General features: G+C 70.0%; 9 protein-coding genes and 2 pseudogenes. 2 read left to right on the top strand and 9 right to left on the bottom strand.

Annotation, left to right across the window (positions count from 1 at the left end):
- Positions 1-391: 391 nt before the first annotated feature.
- From ABD679_RS15600 to ABD679_RS03495, 5 genes and pseudogenes are all read right to left on the bottom strand, one after another.
- Positions 392-2,584, bottom strand: a pseudogene (locus tag ABD679_RS15600) (FimL-related protein); the annotation flags it as partial.
- A 123-nt stretch (positions 2,585-2,707) separates the two neighbouring features.
- Positions 2,708-4,729 (bottom strand): methyl-accepting chemotaxis protein, encoded by a 2,022-nt coding sequence (locus tag ABD679_RS03510; RefSeq protein WP_344758547.1) that lies wholly within the window; start codon positions 4,727-4,729, stop codon positions 2,708-2,710.
- Positions 4,730-4,774: 45 nt separating this feature from the next.
- Positions 4,775-5,407, bottom strand: coding sequence for a chemotaxis protein CheW (locus tag ABD679_RS03505; protein WP_344758546.1), 633 nt, complete (start codon positions 5,405-5,407; stop codon positions 4,775-4,777).
- Between the two features lies 1 nt (position 5,408).
- Complete coding sequence (locus ABD679_RS03500) at positions 5,409-5,774, bottom strand: response regulator (protein ID WP_344758545.1); 366 nt, start codon at positions 5,772-5,774, stop codon at positions 5,409-5,411.
- Positions 5,775-5,793: 19 nt separating this feature from the next.
- Positions 5,794-6,198: a response regulator gene (locus ABD679_RS03495; protein WP_344758544.1), complete on the bottom strand. Its 405-nt coding sequence runs from the start codon at positions 6,196-6,198 to the stop codon at positions 5,794-5,796.
- A gap of 185 nt (positions 6,199-6,383) precedes the next feature.
- Here ABD679_RS03495 and gshB point away from each other — a divergent pair.
- Together gshB and ABD679_RS03485 are read left to right on the top strand one after the other, a co-directional pair.
- A pseudogene (gene gshB / locus ABD679_RS03490) lies at positions 6,384-7,322 on the top strand (glutathione synthase); the annotation flags it as partial.
- Positions 7,323-7,390: 68 nt separating this feature from the next.
- Positions 7,391-8,269, top strand: coding sequence for an energy transducer TonB (locus ABD679_RS03485; RefSeq protein ID WP_344758543.1), 879 nt, complete (start codon positions 7,391-7,393; stop codon positions 8,267-8,269).
- 4 nt (positions 8,270-8,273) lie between these two features.
- Here the strand turns inward: ABD679_RS03485 and lepB are convergent, their stop codons facing one another.
- From lepB to ABD679_RS03465, 4 genes are all read right to left on the bottom strand, one after another.
- Positions 8,274-8,915: a signal peptidase I gene (gene lepB, locus ABD679_RS03480; protein WP_344758691.1), complete on the bottom strand. Its 642-nt coding sequence runs from the start codon at positions 8,913-8,915 to the stop codon at positions 8,274-8,276.
- 66 nt (positions 8,916-8,981) lie between these two features.
- A complete protein-coding gene (tsaB, locus tag ABD679_RS03475; RefSeq protein WP_344758542.1) occupies positions 8,982-9,686 on the bottom strand; it encodes a tRNA (adenosine(37)-N6)-threonylcarbamoyltransferase complex dimerization subunit type 1 TsaB in 705 nt (234 codons plus the stop codon).
- Between the two features lie 93 nt (positions 9,687-9,779).
- Positions 9,780-10,358 carry a hypothetical protein gene (locus ABD679_RS03470; protein ID WP_344758541.1) on the bottom strand — a complete coding sequence of 193 codons (579 nt, stop codon included), beginning with the start codon at positions 10,356-10,358 and terminating at the stop codon, positions 9,780-9,782.
- Positions 10,359-10,397: 39 nt separating this feature from the next.
- On the bottom strand, positions 10,398-11,483 hold the full coding sequence (locus ABD679_RS03465) for an alpha/beta hydrolase (protein ID WP_344758540.1): 1,086 nt from the start codon (positions 11,481-11,483) through the stop codon (positions 10,398-10,400).
- Positions 11,484-11,514: the final 31 nt, after the last annotated feature.

Genomic DNA, 11,514 nt, shown 5'->3' with positions numbered 1-11,514 from the left:
CTTCTGCGGGGCTGAGCGCGTCGGTGATCGCCGGCACTTCGGTCATCGCGAAGGCGCCGTTCATCGTGTGCATGGCGCGCATCAGCGCATCGGTGGCCGGCATCGGCGCGGAGCGCGCCTGCACCAGCCAGTCTTCGACGGTCGCCAGGTGGCCGGTGACCTCGGCGTCGAGGATCTCCAGCAGCAGCGCGTCCACGGACGCGGGCAGCGTGCCCTCGCCTTCGGCCGCGGGTTCGGCGGCTTCGGCAGCGGGTGTTTCGGCAGCCACCGCCTCCGCGGCGGCCGGCACGGCCGGCGCCGGGAAGACTTCCTCGCCCCCGGCAATGCGGTCGGCCAGCGCCTGCATGCCTTCCAGGTCGGCCTGCACGGATGCGGTGCCCTGCAGCGCGGCCAGCAGCTGCGGCAGCGTGAAGAACGCCTGGTCGACCATCGCGATCACGGCCGGGCTTGCTTCGCGCGTGCCGTCCAGCACGCGGTTGAGCATGTTCTCGACCTTCCAGCTGAACTCGCCCAGCGTGCGCGCGCCGACCAGCCGGCCGCTGCCCTTGAGGGTGTGGAACACGCGCCGGATCGGGCGCAGGCGCTCCATGTCCTCGGGCTTCTCGCGCCAGACCGGCAGCATCCGGTCGAGGTTGTCGATTTCCTCGCCGAATTCCTCGAGGAACACCTCGCGGATCTCGTCGTCGATTTCGTCGCCGGTGGTCTCGAAACCGCCGCTCACGGCTGCCGCCGGCGCCGCGGACGCGGAATCCGCCTGCGGCGCCCGCGCCTGGTCGAGGCTGCGGTCGATGAAGGCGGCAACGTTGCGGTCGATGTCGGCGGCCTGCGCCGATGGGTCTTGCGCGTCGACCGGGGCCGCTTCGTCCGCTTCCGCGGCGGGCGCCTGCACGTCGGGCAGCGGCCAGTAGCCGAGCGACTCGAGGCTGCCGCGGGCGATGTCTAGGATGCTTTCGCGGTTCAGGCGGTTCTCGCGCAGCGCCTCGAGGTAGTACTCCAGGCTCGCCAGCGCATCGGCGAAAGTGTCGAGCTGGCGGCCGTTGGGCACGCGCTTGCGGCCGAGCAGCTCGACCTCGGTATACATGCGCACGCCGGCGAGATACGCGGCGGCCTGTGGCAGCTCCAGCATCGCCATGGCGCCGGCGACTTCCTGCAGCAGGCGCGGCACTTCGACCAGTTCGCCGTGGTCCCAGCTGGTTTCGACGAAGGCGACGAAGGCCTGGCGCGCGTCGGCGAAGTTGGCGATCGCCTCGCGGGCGATGACTTCGACCACCTTGCGCGATTCGTTCGAGAACAGGTCGTCCTGGCTGCCGCCGGCGCCGGCATCGCTGTCGCCCAGGCGCGCGACCTGGTCGTCGAGCGTGGCGTCGACGTAGAGCAGCGCGCCGGCGACGTCGAGCAGCGCGCCTTCGTCGGCGACGCGGTCGCCGCGGACGATGGCGTCCATCGCATCGCGCTGCTGCTGCACCACGTTGCGCGCCACGCCCAGGCCGAGCATGCCCAGGGTATCGGCAACGCGGCCCAGCGCCTCGACCTGCGGCTGCAGCGCGCCGACGTTGGAGGCGTTGGTGCGCAGGTGCAGGTCGAGCACGTCCTTGACCCGCAGCAGGTCTTCCTTCACCGCGGCGGACACGGTGTCGAGCAGCGCGCGGTTGCGTCCGCTCAGGCTGCCCTGGGCGTGGCTGATCTCGCTTTCGGTGGGCTGCGCAGCGTCGAGGTCGAAGGTCTCGCGCAGCTCCTGCAGCGCCGGATGCGCCGCGTCGCTGTGGGCGACGTGGTAGAGCAGCTGGCGGGTCGGTTCGAGCGTGGTCTCCGGGCGCGGGATGCCAAAACCGTCGTCCTCGAACTGGCGGCGCGCCTCGCGCTGCACGCTGGCGAAGGCCTGGCGCAGGCCGGGCGTGGGCTTTATCGCGCCGTCGCGCAGGGCGGTCGCCACGGAGCCGGCGACCCACAGCATGCGCCGGGTTTCGTCCTGCCCGGTGCGCACGAACAGCGCGTCGATGGCCGCGCCGATCTCCGCGGAGTCCTTCGGTGCGCCGTCCTGCGGCCACTCGTTGATGGCGATGGACAGGCGTTCGAGCAGCGGCAGCACATCCGTACTGCGCGCGCGACCGTTGGCGGCGGGCACGTTCGAAGGCAGCGGCCGCGCCAGGTCGGGCGCGAACAGCACGCTCTCGCTCAGCCCCTGCTCGCCGCGGGCGGCGCGCAGTTCGTTGAGCAGCGGCAGCAGGACGATCGGAATGTCCTTGTGCCCGCTCTGCAGGCGCTCCAGGTAGTCGGGCAGCAGCACCACGCCGCGCATCAGCGTCGCGCAGGCGGCGTCGCGGTCGGCGGTCTCGCCGTGCTGCAGCGCCTGCGCCAGGCGCTCCATTTCCTCGGTGACCATCGCCGGCGCGTACAGCTCGACCATGCGCAGCGTGCCCTGCACCTGGTGCAGGTAGCTGGCGCAAAAACGCATGCGGCTGGTGTCGGCGGGGTCGTCGACGAAGCCTTCGATCTCGATCCGCGCCTGGCGCAGGGTCTCGTCGAGCTCCGGCTTGACCCAGCCCAGCGTGGTGTAGTCGATGGCGTCGCGCAGCGCAGTCATCGGGCACTTCCTTGTGGGAGCGGCCACGGCCGCGACCGGCAGGCATCGCGGCCATGGCCGCTGCCGCCGGACGCACCGCTTCGAGGCTGACGAATACCGGTCATGCTATCGGTCTTCCCGCGCTCAGGCCGGCAGCTTGAAGTCGGCGACCGAACGGCGCAGGTCCGCGGCGAGCTGGGCCAGGTTGCCGATCGATTCGGCGGTCTGGTTGGCGCCCTGCGAGGTCTGCGCGGTGATCGACTGAATGGTGTTCATCGTGCTGGTGATGTTGGTCGCCGCGGCCGATTGCTGCTGCGCGGCGCTGGAAATCCCCTGGATGAGGTCGGCCAGGCTGGTCGACACGTTTTCGATCTCGCCCAGCGCGGTGCCGGCGTCCTCGGCCAGTCGCGCACCGGCGACCACCTCGGAAGTCGTCTGCTCCATCGAGCTGACCGCTTCGTTGGTGTCGGACTGGATCGCCTGCACCAGCGATTCGATGCGCTTGGTCGCGTTGGACGAGCGCTCGGCCAGTCGCTGCACTTCGTCGGCCACCACCGCGAAGCCGCGGCCCGCCTCGCCCGCCGACGCCGCCTGGATGGCCGCGTTGAGCGCGAGGATGTTGGTCTGCTCGGAGATGTCGTTGATCAGTTCGACGATCGAGCCGATCTCCTGCGACGACTCGCCCAGGCGCTTGATGCGCTTGGAGGTTTCCTGGATCTGGTCGCGGATGGAGTCCATGCCGGCGATCGTTTCGCGCACCACGCCCGCGCCCTTGGTCGCGATCTGCACCGAGCGATGGGCCACGTCGGCCGACTCGGCGGAGTTCTTCGACACCTGGTTGATGCTGGCGGCGATTTCGTTGATGCGGTCCGACGCGGAGTTGATTTCCTGCGCCTGGTGTTCGGCGGCCTCGGCCAGGTGCATGGCGGTGGCCTGCGTTTCCTGCGCGCTGGACGCGACCTGCACCGATGTGTCGTTGATCGTCTGCACCAGGCTGCGCAGCTGCTCGACGGCGAAGTTGATCGAGTCGGCGATCGCGCCGGTCATGTCCTCGGTTACCGTCGCCTTCACCGTCAGGTCGCCTTCGGCGAGCGAGCCCATTTCGTCCAGCAGGCGCATGATCGCCTCCTGGTTGCGGTTGTTGAGCTCCATCGTGGTTTCGTAGCGCTGCCGCTGCGCGCGGTTGATGCTGAAGATCAGGCCGACGATGGCGACGATGGCCAGCGCACCGAAGATGATGCTGATCCAGATGTTGCCCAGCAGGCTCTTGTCACGCAGCGAGCCGAAGGCGGTGAAGGCCTGGAACAGGTCGCGGCTGTCGGACAGCAGCTTGTCCGAGCCGGTGGTGAGCGAGGCGGCCGCGTTCTGCGCGCCGAACAGCTCCTGCGAGCTGCCGAGGATCGCGTCGAGGTCCTTCTTCATCGTCGTCCACTGCGCGGTGGCCTTGTTCAGCGCGGCCACGGCATTGGAGTTCGACAGCGGCTGGACGTTCATCGCATCGTCGCCGGACTTCAGGCCGGCGAGCACCTGCTCGAACACGTTGGCGTCGCGCGCCAGCGCCTGTCCCGCCACCGCGGCGCCGGAGCCGCCGGCGCGCACCTCGGTGACGCGGCGGGCCAGGTTGCCGGCCAGCACGTTCTGGCGCAGCGCGATGTAGATCTGCGACGAGGCCGAACCACTGGACGACATCGCGCGCACCACCTCGTCGAGCTGCGCCTGCAGCTGCGGGATGCCCTGCGAGAAGCGATCGGCGTTGCCGGCCAGCGCCAGTACCGCGGCCTCGCTGGCGATCACCGCGTCGGCGTTCTTGGCCAGCGGCGCCCAGGTCTGGCTGACCTTGGCGATCGGGCCGGACACACCGGTGGTGTCGCCGAAATTGCTGTTGAGCTCGGAGATGTCCGAATCGACCTCGGTCTTGGTCACCTTGAACGCGTCGAACGCCGCCTTGTTGCCCTCGACCGCCTCGCGGCCCTGGTTGGCCAGCCGCTGCGAGTTGAGCTGCAGGTTCGAGGCCGCGGTACTGGCGCCGCCCAGCCGCGCCGCCTTCCACGTCGCATAACCGGTGTTGGCACCGAACACGACCAGTGAAATCGCCAGCACGATCAGCCAGAAGTTGGTACCCATGTTGCGGCCCTTGCCGGCAACGGTGTCCATTACAGTGCTCATGTTGTGACCTCGGGATCCTGCGGTGCGTGCGTTGTCATGCGGCGATCAGGCCGCGGCTTGTCGGAATTCGGGCGTGCGCGCCAGCCTGTCCAGGCTGAAGACACCCCATGCGTGGCCGGCCAGGCGGTAGGCCCGGTCGACGAAATGGACGTAGCGTCCTTCGGCCAGCGGGCTGGCGGGCAGTTCATCGGCGGGCAGCAGCTGTTCCTCGAGGAAGGAACGCTGCCCGAACAGCTCGTCGATCGTCACCGCGACGTCGCCGCCGGGCTGGCGCACGACCAGCACGCGCTGGCCCTCGTGCAGCACGGTGCGCTCGCCCTCGAGGAACTGCTTGAGGTCGACGGTCGGCAGCAGGTTGCCGCGGATGTTGGCCACGCCAAGCATCCAAGGCTGCGAGCCCGGCACCGGCGTGACCTGCGGCATCGGCAGGATCTCGACCACCTCGTCGAAACCCGACGCCAGCCGGCGCTGGCCGACGCGGTAGCCGACGCCGCGCCACAGGCCCGGCGCGTCGAGCTGCTCGGGCAGGCCGGCGACGTGCGCCAGGCTCCTGCGCTCGTAGTCGACGAGGATCTCGAACGGATCGGCCGGCGCGCTGTCGCGGCCGGCGCGCGCAGACGCGGCTGCGGGCTTGCGGCTCGCGGCGTCCGGCTTGCGGTTGTGGTGGCGGCGGGCCATGTCAGCCGCCGAGTAGCTCGTTGATGCGCGCCACCAGCTCGCCCTCGTTCGGCGGCTTGACGATGTAGTCGCGCGCACCCTGGCGCATGCCCCAGGCCTTGTCGGTCTCCATGCCCTTGGTGCTGACGATCAGCACCGGGATCTTGCTGGTGGCGCTGTCGCGCGACAGCGCGCGCGTGGCCTGGAAGCCGTTCATGCCCGGCAGCACCACGTCCATCAGCACCAGGTCGGGCAGCTCGCGCTTGCAGGTCTCGATGCCGTCCTCGGCGCTGCCGGATGCCAGCACCTGGTGGCCGTTGCGCTCGAGCAGCTGGGTGAGCACCGCCGTGTCGGTCGGCGAGTCCTCGATCAGCAGGATTTTTGCCATTGTGTGCCCTACCCCCCGGTCAGGCGTTGTTGACGTGCTTGCGGATCGCGTCGAGGAGTTCCTCGCGCGTGAATGGTTTGGTGACGTACTGCTCGGAGCCCACGATGCGCCCGCGCGCCTTGTCGAACAGGCCGTCCTTGGAGGACAGCATGATCACCGGCGTCTGCTTGAACACCTGGTTGTTCTTGATCAGCGCGCAGGTCTGGTAGCCATCCAGGCGCGGCATCATGATGTCGACGAAGATGATCTGCGGCTTCTGGTCGGCGATCTTGGCGAGCGCCTCGAAGCCGTCGGTCGCGGTCGTGACCTCGGCGCCCTCGCGCTTGAGCAGGGTTTCGGCGGTGCGGCGGATCGTTTTCGAGTCGTCGATCACCATCACCCGCAGGCCCCCGAGGCTGCCGGCGCGACTGTCGTCTTGCGTCATCTTCGTATTCCCCCATGCGCAGCGCTTCGTGAATGCCGGCGCCGCTGCAAACCGTCTTATATCCCAGTCGGCCGCCACACTGTCAAGCGCTGGCGGCAGCGCGGTGAAGGTAAATGCCACGCAGTCCGCAACATCGGCCAAAGCGGCTGTTAACATTTGTCAGAATCTGCCGCGGAACGCTCTGAATGACACTCGACGTCATCGTCGTGATGGACCCGATCGAGTCGGTGAAGATCGCCAAGGACTCCACGTTCGCCATGCTGCTCGAAGCGCAGCGCCGCGGCCACCGGTTGCATTACGTCGTGCCGGGCGGGCTGTCGATGCGCGGCGGCGAGGCAGTGGCGCTGGTGGCGCCGCTGGTGGTCCGTGACGATCCGCGCGACTGGTTCGAACTGGGACAACCATCACATCGCACCCCCGGACCGGGCGACGTGGTGCTGATGCGCAAGGATCCGCCGGTCGACGCCGACTTCATCCACGACACCCAGCTGCTGGGCTTCATGCAGCGCCAGGGCGCGCAGGTGGTCAATGATCCGCAGGGCCTGCGCGACTTCAACGAAAAACTCGCCGCGCTGGAATTCCCGCAGTGCTGCCCGCCGACCCTGGTCAGCCGCGAGGCGGCCGCGCTCAAGGCCTTCGTTGCCGAGCACGGCGACGCGGTGCTCAAGCCGCTCGACGGCATGGGCGGGCGCTCGATCTTCCGCGCCCGCGCCGGCGAGTCCAATCTCAACGTTATCCTCGAGACCCTCACCGACGGCGGCCGCCACCTGGCGATGGCCCAGCGCTACCTGCCGGAGATCACCGGTGGCGACAAGCGCATCCTGCTGGTCGACGGCGAACCGGTGGACTACTGCCTGGCGCGGATCCCGCAGGGCGACGAGTTCCGCGGCAACCTCGCCGCCGGCGGCCGCGGCGAGGGCCGGCCGCTGACCGAGCGCGACCGCTGGATCGCCGCCCAGGTCGGTCCGCGGATGCGCGAACGCGGGATGCGCTTCGTCGGCCTGGACGTGATCGGCGACTGGCTGACCGAAGTCAACGTCACCAGCCCGACCTGCATCCGGGAGCTGGATGCGCAGTTCGGGCTGAACATCGCCGGGATGCTGTTCGATGCGATCGAAGCCGGAGGACTCGAGAAAGGGGGCGCTGCTGCGCCGAGTCCCGAGTCCCGAGTCCCGAGTCCCGGCTCCCGGGAATGAGCGCCGCCGTCACCACTCCCCCCGTCATCGGTGACCGCCAGCGCCTGAGCGCGACCATGGTGCTGTCGCTGCTGCTGCACGGGATGCTGATCCTCGGCGTCGGCTTTGCGCTCAACGACGCCGCGCCGGTGCTGCCGACGCTGGACGTGATCCTGACCCAGACGCAGACCGAACTGACGCCCAAACAGGCCGACTTCCTCGCCCAGGCCAACAACCAGGGCGGCGGCGAACACGAGAAGACCAACCGCCCGCGCGACGCGCAGGCCGGCGTGGTGGCGCAGGCCGAATCGGGCGTGGCGCCGCGGCCGATGCGCGCGCAGTCGCCGGCGCCGCAGCCGCCGCCGGAGGCGCGCGTGGTCAGCAGCGTGCGCGCGGAACAGCCGATGCCGACGCCGGATGCACGCCCCGAGGCCGAGGAAACCCCGCTGGCGCGCGGCGAGGAAAAGATCCAGCACGACCTGGCGATGGCGCGGCTGGCGGCCGAGATCCACCTGCGCTCGGAGCGCTACGCCAAGCGGCCGAAGCGCAAGTTCGTCTCGGCCAGCACCACCGAGTACGCCTGGGCCGGCTACCTGCGCGCGTGGGTGGACCGGGTCGAGCGCGTGGGCAATCTCAACTATCCCGACGAAGCGCGTCGACGCAAGCTAGCCGGCACGCTGGTGATCAGCGTGGCGATCCGCCGCGACGGCTCGGTCGAGCGCGCCGACGTGATCCAGTCCAGCGGCATCAAGCTGCTCGACGACGCCGCGCTGCGGATCGCCAAACTCGCCGAGCCCTACCCGCCGCTGCCGAAGACCGACGAGAACATCGACGTGCTGCACGTGACGCGCACGTGGAACTTCCTGCCCGGCGGCGAGCTGCTCGACGAGCGCTGAGCGCTCACAGCGGCTTCCACACCGGACCCTCGCCGCGGCGCCAGAACACGCCCACCGCGCGCGCGTACAGCGCCGAGGCCGGCACGAAGCCGAAGTAGCGGCCGTCGACGCTGTTGCCGCGATGGTCGCCGACCACCAGCACCTGCCCCGCCGGCACGACCAGGCCGTCGATGTCCGGGCCGCCACCCATGTCGAGGTTCAGGCGCGCGGAGCGGTCGCCGAACTGCTCCACGTCCGCCGCGCCGGGTTCGGCCAGCGCCTCGCCGTTGATCGACAGGTGGCCGCCGGCGAGCGAGACCCGGTCGCCGCCCACCGCAACCACGCGCTTGATCAGCCGCACGCCGTCGGCCGGCGACTTGAACACGGCGATGTCGCCGCGCCCGGGCCGACCGCGCGGCACCAGGGTGATATCGGTGAAGGGGACGCGCAGGCCGTAGGCGCTCATGTCGACCACGACGTGGTCGCCGGGCATCAGGGTGTACTCCATCGAACCGCTGGGCACGCCGTAGTGGTTGGCGAACGAGGTGCGCGCCAGCGCCAGCAGGACCAGCATCACCAGCAACTGCCGCCCCTCGCGCCGGAACCAGCCGCGCGCGCCGGTCGTGTCCCTGTCTCTCGTGCCGCTGCGTTTCGTGCCAATGCCCATCCGCGTCATGCCGTACTCCCCGGTGTGGCCTGTGGTGACCGGCGCGAAGCCGAGATGGTTCCCGGCTCAGCGCGAATCGCGCAGCGCCTGCTGTTCGACGAGAGTGAGGGCGACGTTGTCGCGCAGGTAGGCCGGTTCCACGCGCTCGGGCGGCAGCGCCTCGCCGCGCGCGTAGGCGGCGGCGCCGAGCCGGGCCACGTCGGCCGCATGCGGCAAGGCACCCGCATCGACGGCCGACAGTCGTGATCCGAGCTGCGCCGGCAGCGCACCCTCGCCTGCGGCGAACCCGGTGCCCACGCCCTGCCACGGAGCATCGCCGGCCGGCAGGGCAACCGCATCGGGGGCGCAGACGATTTCCCGCGACAGCGCGACCAGCCCGCCGCCGCGACGCTCGAACGCGGCCGAATACACCTCGCCCATGCGCGCATCGATCGCGGCGAAGATGCGTGCCGGACCATCTTCCGGCGCCCGCGCCGCCAGCGCGGCGAGGGTCGAGACCGCCACCACCGGCCGGTCCAGCGCCAGCGCGATGCCCTGTGCGATCGCGATCGCCAGCCGCACGCCGGTGAACGCCCCCGGGCCGCGGCCGACGGCGATCGCGTCGAGCTGCGCCTTGGCCACACCGGCCTCGGCCAGCAGCTGCCCTGCCCACAGCAGCGCGAGTTCGGCGTGGCGGCGCGGCGCGACCTCGAAGCGCTCGCGCACGTCGCCGTCGACGAGGACGGCGACCGAGCAGCCCTCGGTGGCGGTTTCGAATGCGAGCAGTTTCATGGACGCCGGCGACGATCGCGGGGCGACAAGGATAGGTCGGCAGCGCCCACGGCGCGAATCGCGCGGGGCTGGATCAGGTCGACATGCAGGCCGTCAACGCGACGGCACCGTGATCTCGCCGAAATCCACCGCGCCTTCCGCCGACTGGAAGCACGGCGTGTTGAAGAATCCCGCCACCGCCGCATCGGGCGCGACGTCGAAACCCGAGTCGAGCATGTAGGTGTTGCCGGTGTCCGGGTCCGTCGCGGCCAGGTTGACGCCGCCGTTGTCGAGCGTGCGGAAGCGGGTGATGGTCCAGCCGCGATCGAGCCACTGCTGGTGGAGGCGCTTGAGCTGTTCGGCAATGTCGCCCTGGTGGGCGGTGCCGCGCAGGCCGACCCAGGCATAGAACAGGTCGTCGCGCTGCTCGCCCTGCGCACCCTGGCAGCGATTGATGCGGGTCTGCATCGCTTCGCGCTGGATGGACAGGCCGCCGACGGCATCCTCCACCGCGCCCAGCAGCGACGTGGCCGCGGCGGTTGGCGTATTGGTCTTCATGCGCATCGTTCCGTCGAGTGTCGGTTCACTGTAGCGCGCCGCGTCGCCACCATCGACCCGGCCGCAGGCCGCAAGCAGCAGCGCGAGCGCCGTGGCGACCGGCAATGCTCTGCGGATGCGGGGACTGGCAGGCATGCGGCCGATTCTGGCGTCGCCGGCCGCAAGCGACCGTGATCAGCCGAAGCGGCGGCTGACCGTCTCCACCTGGTCGTAGTTGCCGGTGACGATGTAGGCCTGGTTGCGCAGCGCCTCGGTGCCCGGCTCCCAGTATTCGGAATGGCCCGATGCGCCGTCGGTGCTGATGCGCTGGCCGCCGAAGCTCCAGTCGACCGGACTGTTGCCGTGGACCTCGGTGTAGCTGACCACGTCGTTGCTGGCGGCGCCGGCCCAGAAATGGTCGTCGGCGATGTGCATGTCGCTGACGTCGTCGACCAGCGGGCTGTCGAACCAGCCCTGGCGGTCCGGCGACTCGTAGCCCATGCCGGGGCTGCCGAAGACGACCACGTCGTCCACCTGCAGGCCGTCGTTCGTCCCCTGCCCGCCCGAGGCGTCCGCGGTACCGACCACGGTGGCGCCGTAGGAGTGCCCGATCATGGTGTTGTGCGACGGCGGCCCCTGGTGCGAGGCGCGCAGGCCTTCGGTGAAGTCGACCAGCGCCGGCGCGCCGTCGGTGGCGTGGTGGGACTGGATCGCGGCCGGGATGCTGTCCGGGGCGTCGTAACCGAGCCAGACGATGGTGGAGGTGTCGCCTGAACCGGGGACCATTTCGGCCTCGGCGCGCAGGTCGTCCATGCGGTCGATCGAGCCGCCAACGTTGGACAGGTCGGTGCCGGTGCCCGGCACGTAGACGGCCACGTTGTCGGCGATATCGGGGTTGCCGATCGCGGCGATGACCTTGGCGTCGGGATTGCCGTCCGCGCCCGGCGGTTCGTAGCCGATCAGGAAGATGCGCTCGTTGGCCGGGCCGTTCTGCGAGGCCTCGATCCGGTCCAGCAGCTTCTGCGCGTTGCCCTGGTCGTGGCCGCTGGCGGCGTCGGCGCGCAGCGTGGCCATGTTGGCGTCGTGGCGGACATCGCTCGGCAGGCCGTCCATCATCCCGACCTGGTCGGGATAGGCGCTGACGAAGTGATCCTGCTCGGCCGTGGACAGGTTGCCCCACCACTGCGAGTTGTCCTTCGCGTCCTGGTTCTGCGGCGGCGGTGCCGGGCAGTAGTTGAGCGAGGAGCTCTCCGAGAGTGCTACGGCCGTCGGTCCGCCCATGGGGTCCACCCGTTCCTGTCCGATCCTGCCG

The sequence above is a fragment of the Luteimonas lutimaris genome (assembly GCF_039537065.1).
GTDB lineage: Bacteria > Pseudomonadota > Gammaproteobacteria > Xanthomonadales > Xanthomonadaceae > Luteimonas > Luteimonas lutimaris.
Note: the sequence above shows the minus strand (reverse complement) of the source record. Positions and strands in the feature narration are given on the sequence as shown.

Excerpts from the sequence above, each read along its gene's own strand:
- ABD679_RS03470 (WP_344758541.1), bottom strand. The coding sequence starts at position 10,358 with ATGCCTGCCAGTCCCCGCATCCGCAGAGCATTGCCGGTCGCCACGGCG.
- ABD679_RS03500 (WP_344758545.1), bottom strand. The coding sequence starts at position 5,774 with ATGGCAAAAATCCTGCTGATCGAGGACTCGCCGACCGACACGGCGGTG.
- ABD679_RS03510 (WP_344758547.1), bottom strand. The coding sequence starts at position 4,729 with ATGAGCACTGTAATGGACACCGTTGCCGGCAAGGGCCGCAACATGGGT.
- ABD679_RS03485 (WP_344758543.1), top strand. The coding sequence starts at position 7,391 with ATGAGCGCCGCCGTCACCACTCCCCCCGTCATCGGTGACCGCCAGCGC.
- lepB (WP_344758691.1), bottom strand. The coding sequence starts at position 8,915 with ATGGGCATTGGCACGAAACGCAGCGGCACGAGAGACAGGGACACGACC.
- ABD679_RS03465 (WP_344758540.1), bottom strand. The coding sequence starts at position 11,483 with ATGGGCGGACCGACGGCCGTAGCACTCTCGGAGAGCTCCTCGCTCAAC.
- ABD679_RS03495 (WP_344758544.1), bottom strand. The coding sequence starts at position 6,198 with ATGACGCAAGACGACAGTCGCGCCGGCAGCCTCGGGGGCCTGCGGGTG.
- tsaB (WP_344758542.1), bottom strand. The coding sequence starts at position 9,686 with ATGAAACTGCTCGCATTCGAAACCGCCACCGAGGGCTGCTCGGTCGCC.
- ABD679_RS03505 (WP_344758546.1), bottom strand. The coding sequence starts at position 5,407 with ATGGCCCGCCGCCACCACAACCGCAAGCCGGACGCCGCGAGCCGCAAG.